The organism is Agrobacterium tumefaciens (genome assembly GCF_005221385.1).
Lineage (GTDB): Bacteria > Pseudomonadota > Alphaproteobacteria > Rhizobiales > Rhizobiaceae > Agrobacterium > Agrobacterium tomkonis.
In genome coordinates this window covers 2,061,735-2,079,215 of sequence record NZ_CP039904.1, presented here as the reverse complement: position 1 = coordinate 2,079,215, position 17,481 = coordinate 2,061,735, and the positions used below count along the sequence as shown (strand labels likewise).

18 protein-coding genes and 3 pseudogenes are annotated in these 17,481 nt (G+C 56.5%); 2 read left to right on the top strand and 19 right to left on the bottom strand.

The genetic code is table 11. From position 1 onward, the window contains the following. Positions 1 to 73: 73 nt before the first annotated feature. Both CFBP6623_RS24730 and CFBP6623_RS24725 read right to left on the bottom strand, forming a co-directional pair. Entirely contained in the window at positions 74 to 946 is an 873-nt protein-coding gene (locus tag CFBP6623_RS24730; protein ID WP_080843148.1) for a branched-chain amino acid ABC transporter permease, read from the bottom strand. Positions 947 to 967: 21 nt separating this feature from the next. Then, on the bottom strand, positions 968 to 2,158 hold the full coding sequence (locus CFBP6623_RS24725; RefSeq protein ID WP_080843147.1) for an ABC transporter substrate-binding protein: 1,191 nt from the start codon (positions 2,156 to 2,158) through the stop codon (positions 968 to 970). Between the two features lie 299 nt (positions 2,159 to 2,457). On the opposite strand from CFBP6623_RS24725, the gene CFBP6623_RS24720 reads away from it, so the two are divergent. Next, the gene (locus CFBP6623_RS24720; protein ID WP_137002592.1) at positions 2,458 to 2,598 is read left to right on the top strand and encodes a DUF1127 domain-containing protein; all 141 of its coding nucleotides are present in this window, start codon (positions 2,458 to 2,460) and stop codon (positions 2,596 to 2,598) included. A gap of 346 nt (positions 2,599 to 2,944) precedes the next feature. Here CFBP6623_RS24720 and CFBP6623_RS24715 read toward each other — a convergent pair. The 16 genes and pseudogenes from CFBP6623_RS24715 to CFBP6623_RS24640 form a co-directional block, all read right to left on the bottom strand. Beyond that, positions 2,945 to 3,696: pseudogene (locus CFBP6623_RS24715) on the bottom strand (IS6 family transposase). A gap of 166 nt (positions 3,697 to 3,862) precedes the next feature. Beyond that, complete coding sequence (locus CFBP6623_RS24710) at positions 3,863 to 4,195, bottom strand: cytochrome C oxidase subunit IV family protein (protein WP_080843146.1); 333 nt, start codon at positions 4,193 to 4,195, stop codon at positions 3,863 to 3,865. A 27-nt stretch (positions 4,196 to 4,222) separates the two neighbouring features. Then, the gene (locus CFBP6623_RS24705) at positions 4,223 to 4,945 is read right to left on the bottom strand and encodes a heme-copper oxidase subunit III family protein (RefSeq protein ID WP_080843277.1); all 723 of its coding nucleotides are present in this window, start codon (positions 4,943 to 4,945) and stop codon (positions 4,223 to 4,225) included. 12 nt (positions 4,946 to 4,957) lie between these two features. After that, the gene (locus CFBP6623_RS24700) at positions 4,958 to 5,659 is read right to left on the bottom strand and encodes a cytochrome c oxidase subunit 3 (protein ID WP_080843145.1); all 702 of its coding nucleotides are present in this window, start codon (positions 5,657 to 5,659) and stop codon (positions 4,958 to 4,960) included. After that, the gene (locus tag CFBP6623_RS24695; protein WP_080843144.1) at positions 5,656 to 7,434 is read right to left on the bottom strand and encodes a cytochrome c oxidase subunit I; all 1,779 of its coding nucleotides are present in this window, start codon (positions 7,432 to 7,434) and stop codon (positions 5,656 to 5,658) included. Before CFBP6623_RS24695 ends, CFBP6623_RS24700 begins: the two co-directional genes overlap by 4 nt. Positions 7,435 to 7,477: 43 nt before the next feature. Further along, positions 7,478 to 8,170 (bottom strand): annotated as a pseudogene (locus tag CFBP6623_RS24690) (cytochrome c oxidase subunit II); the annotation flags it as partial. A gap of 46 nt (positions 8,171 to 8,216) precedes the next feature. Then, a protein-coding gene (locus tag CFBP6623_RS24680; protein ID WP_113731869.1) for an IS3 family transposase occupies positions 8,217 to 9,355 on the bottom strand; the annotation gives its coding sequence in 2 pieces (ribosomal slippage) (positions 8,217 to 9,097 and positions 9,097 to 9,355; 1,140 coding nt in all). An 84-nt stretch (positions 9,356 to 9,439) separates the two neighbouring features. Further along, positions 9,440 to 9,565, bottom strand: a pseudogene (locus CFBP6623_RS24675) (cytochrome-c oxidase); the annotation flags it as partial. A gap of 46 nt (positions 9,566 to 9,611) precedes the next feature. Then, the gene (locus CFBP6623_RS24670) at positions 9,612 to 9,998 is read right to left on the bottom strand and encodes a c-type cytochrome (RefSeq protein WP_080843141.1); all 387 of its coding nucleotides are present in this window, start codon (positions 9,996 to 9,998) and stop codon (positions 9,612 to 9,614) included. A 102-nt stretch (positions 9,999 to 10,100) separates the two neighbouring features. Continuing rightward, complete coding sequence (locus CFBP6623_RS24665) at positions 10,101 to 10,916, bottom strand: DUF2189 domain-containing protein (RefSeq protein WP_080843140.1); 816 nt, start codon at positions 10,914 to 10,916, stop codon at positions 10,101 to 10,103. A gap of 315 nt (positions 10,917 to 11,231) precedes the next feature. After that, the gene (locus tag CFBP6623_RS24660; protein ID WP_080843139.1) at positions 11,232 to 12,611 is read right to left on the bottom strand and encodes a transposase; all 1,380 of its coding nucleotides are present in this window, start codon (positions 12,609 to 12,611) and stop codon (positions 11,232 to 11,234) included. Positions 12,612 to 12,708: 97 nt separating this feature from the next. Further along, positions 12,709 to 12,993 carry a hypothetical protein gene (locus CFBP6623_RS24655; RefSeq protein WP_137002591.1) on the bottom strand — a complete coding sequence of 95 codons (285 nt, stop codon included), beginning with the start codon at positions 12,991 to 12,993 and terminating at the stop codon, positions 12,709 to 12,711. A 280-nt stretch (positions 12,994 to 13,273) separates the two neighbouring features. Then, the gene (locus CFBP6623_RS24650) at positions 13,274 to 14,266 is read right to left on the bottom strand and encodes a DUF1963 domain-containing protein (RefSeq protein ID WP_080843137.1); all 993 of its coding nucleotides are present in this window, start codon (positions 14,264 to 14,266) and stop codon (positions 13,274 to 13,276) included. Between the two features lie 264 nt (positions 14,267 to 14,530). After that, positions 14,531 to 14,752, bottom strand: a complete 222-nt coding sequence (locus CFBP6623_RS27275) for a GNAT family N-acetyltransferase (RefSeq protein WP_137002590.1) — start codon at positions 14,750 to 14,752, stop codon at positions 14,531 to 14,533. Then, positions 14,716 to 14,874, bottom strand: a complete 159-nt coding sequence (locus CFBP6623_RS26970) for a hypothetical protein (protein WP_175415499.1) — start codon at positions 14,872 to 14,874, stop codon at positions 14,716 to 14,718. The genes CFBP6623_RS27275 and CFBP6623_RS26970 overlap by 37 nt, the downstream gene beginning before the upstream one ends. Before the next feature lie 40 nt (positions 14,875 to 14,914). Then, complete coding sequence (locus CFBP6623_RS24640) at positions 14,915 to 15,469, bottom strand: ankyrin repeat domain-containing protein (RefSeq protein WP_080843135.1); 555 nt, start codon at positions 15,467 to 15,469, stop codon at positions 14,915 to 14,917. Positions 15,470 to 15,813: 344 nt separating this feature from the next. Between CFBP6623_RS24640 and CFBP6623_RS24635 the strand changes: the two genes are divergently transcribed. Further along, the gene (locus CFBP6623_RS24635) at positions 15,814 to 16,422 is read left to right on the top strand and encodes a hypothetical protein (RefSeq protein WP_080843134.1); all 609 of its coding nucleotides are present in this window, start codon (positions 15,814 to 15,816) and stop codon (positions 16,420 to 16,422) included. A 169-nt stretch (positions 16,423 to 16,591) separates the two neighbouring features. Here CFBP6623_RS24635 and CFBP6623_RS24630 read toward each other — a convergent pair whose 3' ends face one another. Next, the gene (locus tag CFBP6623_RS24630) at positions 16,592 to 17,431 is read right to left on the bottom strand and encodes a hypothetical protein (RefSeq protein ID WP_137002589.1); all 840 of its coding nucleotides are present in this window, start codon (positions 17,429 to 17,431) and stop codon (positions 16,592 to 16,594) included. Between the last annotated feature and the right edge of the window lie 50 nt (positions 17,432 to 17,481).

Below are 17,481 nucleotides of genomic sequence, written 5' to 3'. Positions count from 1 at the left end.
GACGCGCTTTAATTTTTTTGTTTTTACGCATGTCTTTGTCCCAAAACCGCTGCACACTTTTGGGAGACATGCTTTAAAAGCGCGCCTGCGTCGAAAACAGGCCGTGCGGACGCCACATCAGCATCAGGATCAGCGTTGCGAATCCCACCGTGTCGCGGAATTGCAGCCCGACATAGGTGGCGACGAGGCTTTCGGCGATGCCGAGGATCATGGCCGCAAAGAAGGTGCCGCGCACGTTTCCAAGACCGCCCATGATGATGATCGGCAGGGTCTTGAAGGTGATGAGCTCCCCCATACCGCCATAGACGCTGACATTGACCGGAGCTGTCAGCACGCCCGAAAGCGCGGCGAGCGCGGCGCCCAGGATGAAGGTGCGCAACACGACCTGCGAGACATCGATGCCGACCACGCCGCAGCATTCGACATTCTGCGAGACCGCCCGCATCGCCATGCCGAGACGGCTATAGGTGACCATCAGTTCCAGACCGACGAAGACGATCAGACACACGACCAGAATGAGCACGCGCTGCTGCGCCAGCGTGAAGCCGAGGATGGAAATCGGCTCGATATAACCGCCGGCGAAAAACTTGTAGCCGCCGCCGAAGACGAAAATGATCGTGTTCTGCAGGATCAGCGCGATGCCGAGGGTGGCGAGAACGCCGGACTCCGCCGGCGCCCCCACCATTCTGCGCATCACCAGCTGGCCGACCACATAGGCCACCACCACAGTGGAGAGAACGCCGACGATGATCGAAGCCTCATAGGAAAGGCCGAGATAATCGATGGCGAACCACGCCCCGAAGGTTCCGAGCATGTAATATTCGCCATGAGCGAAGTTGATGGCTCTCAGCACCCCGAAAATCATGGTCATGCCGACGGCGACGATGGCATAGACGGAACCGGTGACGATGCCGTTTACGACTTGCTCGAGAATTGTCGAGAACATGGCTGTACCCCTTCCGGTCCGTTATTTCGCAGGGTACTGGATTTCCGCCGTATAGGCGCCCTTGATACTTGGCTTGCCGTTCTCGATCTGGAGAAGGATCATCGGAAGGCGCGCCTGGTTGTGATCGTCGAAGGTGACCTCGCCGACCGGGCTCTTGTACTTGATCTTGGAGAGAGCCTCGCGCACCGCATTGCGGTCGGCGCTTCCGGCTTCCTTGATCGCCTGGGCGAGCAGGTTCACGGTATCCCAATGCACATAGGCGTGATTGTTCGGTGCTTCCTTGTAGGTGGCGGTGAACTTCTCGACAAAGGCCTTGCTCTCCGGACTATCGAACTGCGGCAGCCAGGCGGCGGCTTCAACTGCGCCTTCCATGGCCTTCGGCGCGGATTTGATCGTCTTTTCGGTGTTGAATTCACCGTTGCCGATCAGCACGACCTTGCCGGCAAGTCCGAGTTCCAGCATCTGGCGGGCGACAATGGGCGTCGTGTCGGCGAGACCATACATGATGATCGCCTGCGCGCCGTTGTCGCGGATCTTCGCCAGCACGCTGCGGAAGTCGACCTCGCCTTCCTTGTAGTAGTCTTCGCTGAGGATCTCGCCCTTGAAATCAGGCAGGTATTTTTTGGTGAAAATGATGGCGGAACGGCCGTAATCGCTATCGACCGACAGTACCGCGAACTTGGTGAAACCACGCTGTTCGGCTGCATATTTCGCCACCACGAGCGCGCGGTTCTCATCAGTCGGATAGTTGCGGAACGTCCATTTGAAACCGCCGACACCCGCCTGATAGGTAATTTTCGGGTTGGAAGAAGCGGCGTTCAGAAGCAGAACCTCCGCATCTTCAGCGACAGGCTGCATGGCGAGCGTGACCGAGCTCGAGACATCGCCGATGACGAAATCCACTTCGTCCTGATCGATCAGGCGACGGGTTGCGGAAACACCCTCGACCGGCGTGCCCTGGCTGTCGGCGTTGAAGAGTTCGATCTGCTGGCCGTTGATGCCGCCGGTGGCATTGATGTCCTTCACCGCGAGTTCCGCGCCATGCATGGAGAAAGCGCCGTAGCGCGCATTCGGGCCGCTCATCGGCGCGACGAGGCCAAGCCTTATCGTCTCTGCCGCATAAACGGAGGCGGAGAGCGCCGGCGACAGGCTCAGGATCGGAGCGACCGCTGCGGAAACCAGTAGAAGTCTGCGAGTAATGCCGTTTTTCATGTTCCCACTCCTTTTCGGATTTATCTGTTCCGGCTTTGGCCGGGCGAGCTTTTGCCGCTTTTGCGGTTCTTGTCGATTAACGTCATGCTAATCCTCCAGGCAGAGTAGGTTCATCGCCGGATATTTTGCCAACACAAGTCCTTTCTGCCGCTATAGCGTTTCCTTATGCCGGCAGTTGTTTCCCCCCTATCCAGACGCCGTGTGTCGATTTTTGCATGTCTTCCATGCAGGCAAATGCCTGTATTTTTCGCATCCGTATGGGCATATTTTATGCAACACCATCGAAGGAACTTATGAAAATGAAACTTCAAGACACCGTTCGTAACTACTTTCGCAACCGCCGCGCCATGGCCGAACTGAGCGCGCTTGATGACAGAAGCCTTTCCGACATCGGCGTCAGCCGCTCGCATATCCGTTCCGCCGTCGAAGGCCGCCGCTAAAATACCACGGTTGAATGGTGTTGGGCGTTGCGGAAGGGAATATTACCGGCTGCAATGAAACACAAAAAGATAGAGCACATCCAAAGATGTCTGGTTAGACAGGACGTGCGCTACACCCTGCCGTCAAAGCGGTTCGTGACATGGTTGCGGTCGCCATTCTGGCAGTTCGATCGACCTGGGACCAAGGAACGAGTAGGTATGCCAGAATGGTTACCCGGTACAAACTAACTGCTCATCTCTACATGATTCCGCAATTTGAACTGCAAAACAGATTGGATTTTGGGATCAATCCGGACTTGTCGCAAACCATTCGGTAGGATGTAACTTTCCTGTGAACGGCTGCTCTTCACGCTTTGTTAACTTTTTGAAGTCCGAAGAGGCGCGCAAGCAGGTCGTTCTGATCGTTGACGGTCCAGTCGCCGGAAAAGCCAAAACCCTTCTTCAGCCAGAGCATCGCTTCGAAACCCGCAATCGTTCGACGCGCCGTACTGAAAGATCGGAAGCCGCCGATCTTCGGCATGTTCTTCTTCACGCGGAAATGGTCGCTCTCGATGCCTTGCTGGAGATGCTTGGTTACATAGTGGACCGGTTTCGGATGCAACAGCCCATCGTCGATGGCCGCCTTGATCGTTGAAGGGAAAGTATTGGCGCCGTCGGTGCCGATCTTTTCCGGCGAGAGAAGCGGCTCGTCCTTGAGCATCTTGCGGAAGAAGCGCTTTGCGGCATTAAGGTCGCGCTTTGCGGCGAGCAGGAAGTCGATGGGGTTTAGTGCTTGTCGACGGCGCGGTATAGATAGCGCCACCTGCCACGAATTTTGACGTAGGTCTCGTCGATACGGACCGAACCACAATGCGGGCGCCGAAACTGCCGCAGCCGCTTCTCGATGACAGGCGCATAGGCAAGGACCCAACGGTTGATCGTGCTGTGGTCCACTTCGAAACCGCGCTCCCGAAACATCTCCTCAAGGTCGCGGTAGCTGAGCGGATAGCGCAGATACCAGGTCACCGCCTGAATGATCAGCCATGCCTCGAAGTGCCGCCCTTTGAAATCATCCTTCGACTGGCGCTTCAGCTTCTCGGCAATGGCGTTCAGAATCATTTGCACGCTCCACAACACAGGGAGCGAGAATTTCTCCTGTGATCGTCAACACGCGGTTAACCGAGAAAATTTGCGACACGCCCGTTTGGCGGACAGGCAACGCTTTCTTGCGCATCAGGCCATTGGCCGACAATGAAAACGGCGTACCAGAGGAAACAGCCTGATCCTACGGGCCGCCGCCCAAGAACGCCAGTCGGTTAAACACCGTGTACTGGGATTCCGAGACCATCAAAGCGGTAAAGACAAGCACGATGACCGGAGGAAGGAGGATGGCGTAAATCAAGGCCAGCCTTTCCCACGCCATGTGCATGAAAACCGCAACTATCAGCCCCGCCTTCAGGGCCATGAACAGAAGGATCAGAGCCCATCTGGCATAACTCTGGATGCCAAGGTAGTCGATGAGGTAAGAGAAGCTGCTGAGGACAAAAAGCAGCCCCCAGACCACCAGATAAAGTCTTATCGAATGCTGTTGTCCCGAATGCGCCTGCTCTTGTCCCATGATCTCATCCTCACGCGGATAGAAGCCTCACCACAGATAGAAGAATGCAAAAATGAATACCCAGACCAGATCCACGAAGTGCCAGTAAAGCCCGGTTATCTCGACGATCTCGTATTGGCCCTTGCGGCTGGTGAAAAATCCTCGCCTTTCCTGATCGAAGTCCCCCCGCCATACCTTGCGCGCCATGATGAGAAGGAACAGCACGCCGATCGAGACGTGGGTGCCGTGAAAGCCCGTGATCATGAAGAACGACGAGCCGAATTGCGCGGCACCGAACGGGTTTTCCCACGGGCGAACCCCTTCCCGGATCAGTTTGGTCCATTCGAATACCTGCATTGCCACGAATGTCGCGCCCAGCGCCGCCGTCGCAACCATCAGCGCGGCGGTTTTGCAGCGATCGCGGCGACATCCGAAATTGACGGCCATGGCCATCGTGCCGCTGCTGCTGATGAGAACGAAGGTCATGATGGCGATCAGGATCAGCGGTACGTCCTTGCCCGCGATCGTCAGGGCGAAAACCTCGCTCGGATTGGGCCAGGCCACGGTGGTCGACATCCGCGCCGTCATATAGGCCACGAGAAAACAGCCGAAAATGAAGGTGTCGCTCAGGAGGAATATCCACATCATCGCCTTGCCCCACGAGACGTTTTTGAACGCCCGCTGGTCCGATGAGAGATCGGCGGCAACGCCGCGCAGTCCCGTCACCTGGCGGTGGGGATCATGTGCCGGTCTTTCCATGGATGTGGTCATCATCGAACCTCCTCAGCTGACCAGTTGACGGCAGAGATCGACGAAACTGTTGGCCCAGCCGGCAAACAGCGCAAAAAGGACGAGCCAGACGACAAACATGAAGTGCCAATAGATGGCGCAGAGACCCACGCTCAGACGAATTCTCACTACAGGGCCGATCCGGGCGCGGATTGTGGTGCGTCCAAGCACGAGAAGCCCGCCCAATATATGCAGGCCATGCAATCCTGATATCATGTAGAAAAAGCTGTTCGAGGGGTTATCCGCCAGCACATAACCCGCAGACGCCAGCTGCCTCCACGCCAGAACCTGCCCGGCAACGAAGAGGACAGCCATGACGAAAGCCGCCGCAAGCGCCGTGTTCAGCATGTCGCGGCGGTCCCTCTGGGCTTCGGTTTTCGCCCATTGCAGCGCGACGCTGCTGGCGGCAAGGGCCGCAGTGTTCACCCATAACAGCCGAGGCATGGGAATACCCCACCAGTCGGCGCCGCTCATGCGACCGAGATAGGCGCTGATGAGCAATGTGAACAATGCGCCGACGACGGCAAGAAAAATTCCGAGCCCGAGTTTCGCGATTGTTTCCGATGATCCCCGCATCCCCGGCGCATCGCCTGCCAGACCCTGTTCCAGCCAGGGCTTCGAGGTGAGCCGCTGGCTTGCCATCCACCAGCCGATGATACCGGCGATACCAGCCATGAAAATGAGAATGGCGCTCATGACAACGCCCTCTCGGACGGCCCGGCCGGAGCCGGCTGGTTTTGCGGCAGGAAATCCTGCGCCGCTCCGGGCACGCTGTAATCATAGGGCCAGCGATAGACGACCGGCAGTTCCCTGCCCCAGTTTCCGTGAACCGGCGGCGTTTGCGGCGTCTGCCATTCCAGTGTCGTTGCCCGCCACGGATTACCGCCCGCCGGTTTGCCCCAGCGAAGGCTCCAGGCGAGATTGAACAGGAACAGCAGCTGCGCCGCACCGACGATCAGCGCCGCGACGGTGATGAACATGTTCAGCGTATGTGCCGATGGTGGAATGAATGCGGTTTCGCCCAGTTCGTAATAACGGCGCGGCACGCCCATCAGGCCGAGATAATGCATCGGGAAAAAGATGGCATAGGCGCCGAGAAAGGTAATCCAGAAGTGGATATGCCCCATCGCCGCATTGAGCATGCGACCGGTGACTTTCGGATACCAATGGTGGATCGCGCCGAAGATCACCATGATGGGTGCAACCCCCATGACCATATGGAAATGGGCGACGACGAACATCGTATCGGAAAGCGGCACATCAACGACGACATTGCCGAGGAAGAGACCCGTCAATCCGCCATTGAGGAATGTGACGATGAAGGCGAGCGCAAACAGCATCGGCAAATTCAAATGGATATCGCCGCGCCAGAGCGTCAGCACCCAATTATAGACCTTGATCGCCGTCGGCACGGCGATGATCAGCGTCGTGGTGGCGAAAAAGAACCCGAAATTCGGGTTCATGCCGCTGACATACATATGATGCGCCCAGACGACGAAGCTGAGCGCCGCGATGATAACGATCGCCCAGACCATCATCCGGTAACCGAAGATGTTCTTGCGGGCATGGGTGCTGATCAGGTCCGAAACTATGCCGAAGGCGGGAAGTGCGACGATATAGACTTCCGGATGGCCGAAGAACCAGAACAGATGCTGGAACAGGATGGGACTGCCGCCCCCCTGCTTTGACTGTTCGCCCATCTCGACGATGGCGGGCATGAAGAAACTCGTGCCGAGCAGCCGGTCGAACAACATCATGACGGCGGCAACGAAGAGCGCCGGAAAGGCGAGCAGCGCCATGACGGTTGCCGTGAATATGCCCCATATCGTCAGAGGCATGCGCATCAGCGTCATGCCGCGCGTGCGCCCCTGCAGCACGGTGACGACATAATTCAGCCCGCCGAGCGTGAAGCCGATGATGAACAGGATCAGCGAAGACAGCATCAGGATGATACCCCAGTCGCGCCCGCCTGGCGTTCCCGACAGCAGAGCCTGCGGCGGATAGAGCGTCCAGCCCGCGCCTGTCGGCCCGCCCGGCGCAAAGAAGCCGGCGACCAGCACGAGGACCGCGCAGAAATAGAGCCAGTAGCTCAACATGTTCGCATAGGGGAACACCATATCGCGGGCCCCGAGCATCAGCGGGATGAGATAGTTGCCGAAACCGCCAAGGAACAGCGCCGTCAGAAGGTAGATCACCATGATCATGCCGTGCATGGTGATGAACTGATAATAATGTTCGGCGTCGATGAAGGAGAAGTAACCGGGAAAGCCGAGTTGCAGGCGCATCAGCCAGGACAGCACCAGCGCCACCATGCCGATCGATACGGCGGTCAGGAAATACTGAATGGCGATGATCTTGGCATCCTGGCTGAAGACATATTTCGTCCACCAGCTTCTCGGATGACAAAGCTCCACATCCTCGACTTCAGCGGGTTGGATGACCTCTCCCGCGCCGGATCCAATCTCGACCATGCATCCTCCCTGTTTCCTCCGGTGACGTCGACCTCACCGCCGATCACTCCGCCGACGCCACCGATTTTGCGAAGGTCGGCTGCTGTTGCAGCCAGGCCTGATAATCGGTCTCGCTATCGACGACGACGGTGCCGCGCATCTGCGGATGGCCGACGCCGCACAGTTCCGCGCAGAGAACCTCGAAGGTTCCCGTCCGTGTCGGCGTAAACCAGTAATAGGTGACCGTACCGGGGATCATGTCCATCTTGGCCCGGAATTCCGGCACGTAGAAATCATGCACGACGTCGATCGAACGCAGCAGCATCTTGACCGGCCTGTCGGCGGGCAAATGCAACTCGCCGCCTTCAACGATGACATCGTCCATTCCGGCGGGATCCTGCCTGTTGAGGCCGAGCGGATTGTCGGCTGTGACATCGCGCGTGTTTACCCGCCCCAGCCGTCCGTCCGCTCCGGGCAGCCGGAAACTCCATTGCCATTGCTGGGCAAAGACTTCGACCTCGGCGGCGCCATCAGGGACCGTGACGAACTGTTTCCAGACGAAGAGGCCCGGCAGCAGCATTGCGGCCACCCCGATGCCGGTTCCCCCCGCCAGCCACCATTCCAGCCGCTTGTTTTCGGGCTGGTACGCCGCCTGATTTCCGGCCCGGTGCCGGAAGCGGAGAACGCAATAGGCTATGAACAACACGACGGCTGCGAACACAAAACCGGTGATCCAGAAGGTAGAGGTGGCTCGGTTTGTCTGAACAGTTTCGGGCTTTTTGTTAAGTGGATTTCCGCCTCGATTATGCTGCCACCATCATTGGTGCCAGCGCGTTGAAGTAGGCCTGATCCGGCGTCTGCCGGTCAAGGGATGAATGTGGGCGTCGGCTATTGTAAAAGGTCAGATAGCGGCCGATGCCAGCGCGGGCCTCGGACACTGTTTTATAGGCATGGAGGTAGACTTCCTCGTATTTGATCGAACGCCAGAGCCGCTCGACGAACACGTTGTCCCGCCACGCACCCTTGCCATCCATTGAGATGGCGATTTCCGCCTTCTTCAGCACCGCCGTGAAGTCCACCGAGGTGAACTGCGATCCCTGGTCCGTATTGAATATGTCGGGTCTGCCATAACGGGCCAGCGCTTCCTCGACTGCTTCGATGCAGAAGGCTGCCTCCATCGTGATCGACAGCCGCCACGACAGAACCCTCCGACTGAACCAGTCCACAACGGCGCAGAGATAGACGAATCCGCGAGCCATCGGAACATAGGTCAGGTCCATCGCCCAGACCTGGTTGGGCCTTGTAACCGCCAGCTTGCGCAGGAGGTAGGGATAGATTTTGTGCCCAGGTGCCGGTTTCGACGTGTTCGGGCGACGGTAGATCGCCTCGATGCCCATCTTCTTCATCAGCGTGGCGACGTGCCGCCGCCCAGCCTCCAGCCCTTCTCCCCTCAGTAGCCCTTGCAACATCCGACTTCCGGCAAAGGGGTAGTCAATATGCAGTTCGTCGATCCGGCGCATCAGAGCCAGATCGCCCTCAGACACCGGACGAGGCAGATAATAGACACTGCCACGGCTGAAGCCGAGAAGCTTCGCTTGGCGCACGACGGATAGCTTATGCTGGCGGTCGATCATTTCTTTCCGCCCAGCAATCCCGCCTTGCCGAGCGCACCGGATAAAAAATCGTTCTCCAGTGTCAGTTCGCCGATCTTGGCGTGCAGTGTTTTGACATCGACGGTTGGACCCGCCGGTTCCGCCTTCGCTTCATCACCGAAAACGCCTGTCGCCCCCTCAAGGAGCTGGTCTTTCCACTGTTTGATCTGGTTGGCGTGCACGTCAAACTGCTGGGACAACTCCACCAGCGTCTGTTCGCCTCGAATAGCGGCAAGCGCCACCTTTGCCTTGAAAGCCGGGCTGTGGTTCCGGCGCGGTCGTCTCGTCATGGTATCTCCTGTTCACGGCATCTAAGCCGAAGTCAGGCAGAAATTCCACTTATCCCCGCTGTTCAAATTTCCCGAGCCAGCTCTGGTGATGGTGATCGTATTGTCGATGTAGCTCCAGTTCGAAGCGATCGGCGTCCACCACCACGGGCTGAGCAGATGGAACGCGATCGATCCCACCACCAGCAGAACAAGAACCACGACGACAGCCATTGCCTCCTCCCGGACCCGGCCACGACTATTTCCACGCTCCAATTTGCTATTTGGAGTATTGCTTCAGATAGGCGATGAGATTGGTGATATCGGTATCGTCTTTCAGCCCGGCAAAGGCCATTTTCGTCCCTTTCACCTTCGCTTTGGGGTCAGGCAGATAATCGCGAAGCGACGTCTCGTTCCATATCAGGCCGGCCTTGCCTGCCTCCTGCATCGCCGGGGAATAGACGAAGTTCGGATGTGTGCCGGCCGTTCTGCCAAACAGACCGTTCAGCGATGGGCCGACCTTGTTCTGGTCGGTTTCGGCTATATGGCAGATGGCGCATTTTTTGAAAACGATGGCCCCTGCGGCCGGGTCGCCTCCCTGGGCGCGCGCGTCAAGCGGAAGGGTAATGGCAAAAAGCAGACAGATCGGAAGAAAACGATACGACATGGCTCCCTCGCGCTCTCCATCGCCATCCCGGCCGGAACAGCTGCCACCAGGCAGGCCGCGACAGCAGGGACGATGATCTACAGGCAGATTTCCTTTATGAATTCAGGGCATACGGCTTGGATAAACAGGAACGATCAGCTTTCGGTACAGATGCCAGGTCGCATGTCCGAGCACCGGCATGATGACCGCAAGGCCGACGAAGACAGGAATGGTGCCGACGACGAGCAATGCCGCGACAATCAATCCCCAAAGTGCAACCGGTACGGGATTGGCAAGTGTGGCGCGTATGCTCGCATCCACGGCCGCGACCGCGCCGACATCACGATCCAAGAGCAACGGGAACGCCACCACCGTCGTCGCCAGCACAATGACGGCGAAAACGAAACCAGCGAGGTTCCCCCAGATGATGAGGGAGAGACCCTGCGGGGTCGTCAGGACGTCCGACAGAAACGTCGAGAGCGAGATCGGACCGGTTGCGTCGAAAGTCGAGGTATAGAGGCTTTGCGCAACAATCAGCCAGACGATGAAAAGCGCAAACAACATAAGGCCGACAGCGATGATCGACGGCATCGCCGGGGAGTGACGAACCTCCAGCGCATAACGCCATGAGCTATCCATTCCCTGCTCGCGCCGTCGACTGATTTCATAAAGACCGATGGCCGCGAGCGGACCAATCAGCGCGAAACCTGACATCAAGGGATAAATCAGCGGCAACAGATTAGCGCCGGAACTCCACATGACCAGAAAAACACCCGCGATCGGATACATAAGACAGAGAAAGACATAGTGGGACGGCTTCTCTTTGAAGTCAGCAAGTCCCAACCGCAATGCATCGACAATATCCGCGATACCAATCTTACGGACCTCCGGGCGCGCAAATTCGCCACGCGCACCGGCCATGACATGGAACGCCGTCATAGCACTTCTCCTCCTGCGCCATGATCCGGCTGGTAGTATAGGAACGCCCGGTGACCCTGTTATCCGCGCGTCAAACCGCAACCGGCTAACTTGTATTTTATCAAATCCTGCCACCCTTGTCGCCTATTCTTTAATTTGGAGAAATTAGATCCTCAGCGTTGGCGAGTGACGCTTTGCGACCAATGGCCGCATCCGGCGGATTCCGTTGAAAAACTCTCTGGATTTGCTTCTCATCCGCCCTTTTTATTTTTCCGGGCGGTGTACCAATGCTTTTGTGCCCCGCGCCTCGGCGCAGGGTGCTGGTCGATGCCGTCCTCAGGCGGCAATGGGACCACATGGCGGTATCTGAGGCCTGAGTTTGGCCAGTCTCCTCAGGTTCTGTACCGTTGCCGCAAGCAGGAATTCGTCTCGCGCACCACACGGTCCCCGAAGTCGAAGACGCGCCATCCTTAGAATGCGTTTGAGATGCGCGAAGAGCATTTCGACTTTCTTCCGGCGATGACGCGACAGTTCATATTCTGGTGTGGTCGCAATCGCTCTGGCAACATCGCGCGCATCCTCATTGAGATCGCGCGGCACCTTGCGCATAGGCGTGTTAGGGCAACAACGCTGCTTCAGGTCACAGACATTACAGTCCTTTTTGCTGGCACGATAAATCCGTGTTCCTTCGGCCGTAATCCCCAATCTTGGCGTATCGTAAGTGCGGTGGAACTGCTTCAGTTCGTTCCCGGCCGGACAAATGTATCGCTCGTTCTCGGCTTCCCAGGTGAAGTCCGAACGTGAGAAGGTGCCGTCTGTCCGGTTCGACTTGTCAAAGACCGGAATGTGCGGCGCGATCTTCCTCTCCTTGACCAGCCATGCAAAGTTGTCGGCGGAACCGTAAGCACTGTTAGCAGCCACATAGTCCGGCCTCAAGCCAAAGCGATTCTCGGTCCTTTCGAGCATCGTGCGGGATGCCCCGACTTCGGCCTGGCGGATCGCACGCGTCGCCTCAACATCGACAATGACACCATGATCGGTGTCTATCAGATAATTGGTGGCGTAGGCGAAGAAGGCATGGCCTTTGTGAGCTCCGGTCCATTGGGCGGCAGGATCAGACGGGGAGACGAACTTCGGCGTCACTGGCGATGCAGCGCCGAAAGCGGCATCGTCGAGAACAGCCAGATACTCTTGTACCGAGCGGCCAGCGTCTTCCTTTGCTTCCCACTCAGCTCCTAGTACCGAACGCTGCTTGTTGGCATCCGCTGCAATAAGGCTGGCATCGACGGCAAATCCTTCCCCGCCCACCAATCCTTGCGCGAGGCATCGCTCCACTACCGTTTCAAACATATGTCGCAGGATATCGCTCTGCCGGAACCGGCCATGGCGATTCTTCGAGAAGCTGGAGTGATCAGGCACCTTGCCGTTCAGTCCGAGGCGGCAGAACCAGCGATAGGCGAGGTTGAGATGGACCTCTTCACACAGCCGCCGCTCCGACCGAATCCCCATTGCGTAACCGACAATCAGCATCCGCATCATCAATTCGGGATCGACCGAGGGACGGCCAGTGCTGCTGTAGAAAGGCTTCAATTGCTCTCGAACGCTATCGAGTTCGAGATGTCGGTTTATTCCGCGCAACAGGTGCTCGGTGGGGACGTGATCATCAATGCAGAAGTCATAAAAGAGCTTCGCCGGAGCTGCCTGACATCCCATCATCGCTCAATTCTCCGCAAATCAATACGGCGATTGAATCACGGCGAGAATCTTGCAGCAACAAAGAGTTTCCACATTGTGGACAAGCGAGATCATTTATTCACGCACTTAAAAGCTTGCGTGCATTTGCCGTTGCTTGGTCGAGGCGGATGCGGCTCTTCCCTTGACCCAGTTCATGTCGATACGTAGCAAGCGAAAAGCTGGAGAATTGGGAAACGACTGTCATCTTCGTCGTTCGTGGAACTTCGAATTCAACAACCAAACTGTCGTCCACCAGCACCGTATAAAGGTCTTCACCTTGTTCCGGTATATGCCTCAAAATCTGAAAAACAGAACCGCGTACGCCGTGCTTAGACATGAGAGCGACCAATTCGGCATCGCTCATCTCTCGGTCTGGCTGCAAAACGTAGGTGCTATACCTATCATTGAGGCGCTGTGGTGACATATCATTCCCTCGGTGTAGCGAAGAAATAGCAGCATTAAGTCCGCGACGACAACGACGAGTTTTTCAACACTATCGGCGCTAACCAGTCAGTACGCCGTTACAGATGGTGTTTGCTAGGATCATGCCTCCCCCTAACAAGAGTCAAAAGTGCCGGACATGTATTGCCAAGCCGCTCCAGTCTGACGTGTTAAAGTCGCGCGTTTGAGGAGACCGGGCGTTCTTAGGTGAACTGAGAGGTTCCCACCGCTTTGTCGAAGCGGCGAGCCTCGAGTTCTTCCTCGTCTACGAACATGAACATTGCGCCATCGCCCCACGTCGGCATCAATCGCCAGAGATAGGTCTCTGCGTTGATCGTCAGCACATGCCGCCAACGCTCGCCAGCGGAAAGGACGCTCTCTGCGTAAGCCTGTTCGCTGCCTGCTTCACCAGTGGAGATCAATTCCACTTCGCCATGCATTTTTTGTTGAATCGGTTCCTCCCATCCTCCAAGCTGATCACCGCCGCCCTCCTTCATCTCGAAGCGCTCATCTGCAAGATCGATATAGGCGTGCCGGCTGAGACGCGGAGTGATTGACCAGCCAGAGACGGGAGTAAGCGGCTCGGCCTTGACATCCGCCTCCCAAGGCTCGGACATCCGGGAGCCATAATCGCTCACCCCATTTTGCCAGGCCTCGCGCACTACCTGCGGTGTCGTGCGTCGTTCCAATCCACCGGCGTCACTCCACACAAGAGAAATTCCCCCGCTGGGCGATTGCATACCATACCAGTCGGCAAAAGGATCATTGAACGCCCACAACATACCGCGATCCGGCAGCGAAGGATCGAAGCCGGGTTCGTTCGCCATGACCGAAAGATTCATCTGTGCGAGAAAGGCCATCGGTGTCTCGTGCGCCAGATGCTCAATGACGAATTCTACGCACTGCGCCACATCGTCGCCGCCCGGGCGGTTCGTGAGCATCGCGCGGAGCCTCTTCGCCGTGCCATTGGGGTCGGCCAATGCAGGGCGGGTCGGCCAGGCGATTCGCGGCGGGAGATCAGGCTCGCCTCCTACTTTACTTACCCCCGCGGTGAGCGCGGCGTCGTCCACTGGATCACCGTGGCGGAGCCAGATTGTCGGACGGGCCGTGTTGACAAGCGCACGCGACAACGCGGTGTCGAGGTTCAAAGTATTGCAGGCGCGCTGGATGGAGAGCAAATCAGCGAATGCGGTCATGTTCCATTCTCTTTCGACATTCCACAAGGATCGCAGAGTAAGGAGTTTTGCCGCAACCGCAATGTCCGCAATTGGCGAGAAGTGGTCGCGGCGACTTCAAACCCGAAACGGGTCAACAGCTATGCGCTGTATGAGAATCGGTGGATCAAATCGTTTCCTAATTCGATCCTTTCCATCTTAAAATTGCTGCTAGTCATATTACCAACATTACTCCTACCCACTTAGCTAAGTGGGGGAGCATGTCCGGGCCTTTCGGGGGCTAATTCAGACACCAAGCTCCCAGATACCAGATCGATTGTGAAGGAGGTGGCAGAATGCTTGTCTTCCGACCCCAGCGTTACGGAACTCTGGCAGCACATAAAATTCAGCGATTGCGAAATCAGTACCTTTTCCCGAGGGCGACCTAGTGTTTATCAGAGCAAACCCGACAGTGCTTTCGCCCTTGACTATTAGGTGGGGCCAACGGTCATCGTCGGCCAGTAACAATCAAAAAAAGGATATTCGAGGTCAACATCACCGTACTGACTTAACTCTTTCAGATAGTCAGAAAGCATTTCCCATAGCTTAGATTTCTTCGCCTCGGTAGCCGTTATAATTTTGATCGTCATTATTCCCTCGGAGCCTGGCGCATCGAAGCTGAAACGGTCGTCACTTCGTTGCACCGTTAGCGGTGAGGACCTCGATAAACGATTCCTCACCCGTTTCCTTTGCGAAGGAAAGAGCGGTTTCGCCATCATGTCCTTCTGCATTCGGATCACCGCCGTGTGCAAGAAGAGCGGCGACGACACCCGGACCATTCTGCCGGTTGTTTGCCTGCATGATCAAAGGAGTCCATCCTCTTTTGTCGCGAGCCTCGACATTTGCGCCTCGTTCCACAAGGAGCAGGACGGCATCCGGATCGGTGACGATGTGGAGGATGGTGACGCCCTCGTCGTTCACGGCATTAATGTCTGCTCCATTTGCAAGCAGGAGATCGAGCACCCCCTCATCGGGATACATGTCGAGCAGGTGTATTGGCTGGAAACCATATTGGTCCCTGGAAACGGCAAGCCCAGGATCGGCCGCGAGCATCGTCCGGACCGTTTCCACTTTGCCCACGTGAACGGCATCGTGGAAAGCTCGCACCGCGTCACCGTCCGCCGCAATGGCTGAACCGACGGCAACTCCCAAAACCGCCAGAAATCGATGAGCCCAGCGAAACACAGTTACCTCCTGGAATATCCTCGGGATCAATCAACCTATAAAGGATTTAATTGCACGCAGGAATTTGACTTCCGGGGTCGCAATCCGAACAATCGCCCCTTGGACGTTCCACCCGACCGGAGTTGCCACGTAGGCGCATCGCTGGATATCACCTGGGTTTAACTACAGCAATGATATCAGGTAATCGCCAGCCACTGGCCGTTCTGATTAGCGAATAATGCCGGTTAGATTTGCCTTTTTCATTTGGAACGCGCGGGAGTTCTCAATTGCAGACGGATGCCCCTCCGACGTACAGCTTTACCACGCAAGTCGCGATCCCTTACCAAAGCTCCCCGAGATTCACGATGGTCACGACGGCTTACGCCATCGACGCCAAAGGCCTTTTGGTGCGGCGAGGACAGTCCGTGAGCCTCATCCCGTGGACGTCTATTCGGTTCCTGCACATTTACGTAACGAGTGGGGTCGGCTCCACTGGATTTCCAGTCTACAGTGCGCGTTTGCGGATGCTCTTCGCATCGAGGGAGATATCCTCACTGCATTGGCAGGGAGAGACAGGTACTGATCAATCCGCCGACTACGTTCGCTTCATGGAAGAACTTATTCCTTTTGCAGTCGCCCGTAACCCGCGTCTGCGCCTCCGATACGGCGGCGACCCTATGCTGGAGGCGGCGATCCCGGGGGTGCTCGCCCTCGTCTCCATGCCGTTCCTGTTGATCCCTTTTTTGATCTTTAAACCGCTCGGTGCTCTTCTTTCTGGCTTGAAATTTTCTGGGCTGAACAAATTTGGGGCTAAACCCGTAGTTGCTGCGATCATCGCCGGGCTTGGTGTGGTGCTTAACATGCTCCCATGGTCCACCGGTAAGCAGTTCAAGGCCGACGATCTGCCGACCGCAGAGCTGCATCCGAAATATCGGCAACGCCAGCAGATCGCGATATCTGAGCTACGCCGATGATACAGCTACATGGAGTACCGGTCTCCTGGCGTAGATTGTCCCTCGAATTGCCTCGACAGACTTCAAGTCTAGCAAAACAATGACTTACATTTTCACGAAAGACAACGAAGTATTCATGGTCCTGAGGCACCCGGTCCGCAATGCGCGACGGTCGCGATACAGAGAACGGTCATAGGGCAGCGAATTCGTCGCCGAGGGCGTCGTAATCTCCGCCTTCTTCATAGAACGGATCCCGAGCGCGATACACGTTGATGACATAGTTCTCAAGCTTCGGGAAATTGTCGCGCGGAAATTTACAGGGATAATGCGACGCATCGAGGTTTTCGAGCGACCTGCTCGCCAGCTTATCCCAGCCCTCAAGCTTGTTCTTACCCTCGAAACGCAGTGATCGTAGTTTGGTAAGTTCCGACAGGCGTGAGACGTCGCCCGTAATCCTGCTGGAAACAAGTTGCAGGACTTCAAGATCCTCAAAGCGCAGAATGTCGTCAATGTCCTTGATAGTCGATGAGATCAGAAAGAGTTTTCTAATCGGTGACTTTTCGAAAAGTGCAAGCGATCCGCTGAACCCGTGTAGCCCGAGATTTTTCAAATCCGGCCATTCGTTGCCAAGGTTCTCGACCTTATTGCTCTTCCAATCGAGATTAAGCCAGGTCTCGAGCTTCGGAAAAAGCTCCGGCAGTCTGGACCGGAAAGAAATGCCGTGGGTAGTGATCTTTTTGATGTTCGGGAAACTTTTGAAGACGTCGAGATCGAAATCCTCGGAGAAGGCGCCGGACCCGACTATGCCGATTTCAATGATATCATCCTTCTTGCGGATGCTGCTGAAATCGGGAGAGAAATAGTCCTGCAGTTCGTTCTCGGCGATGTCTTCAACCTCGATCGAAAATCCGGTGCAACCATGTTCATCGATGAGGTTCGAATAAACCTTGAAGGCAGCCTTGTTGAAATAGGCTGTCTTCCGGAATGCCGGGGATCGCGTCTCCTCGATGAAGATATATGGCCCTGTCATCAGGTTTTCCATCGTTCTTTCATCTATTTCCAAAACGATCTCAGACAATT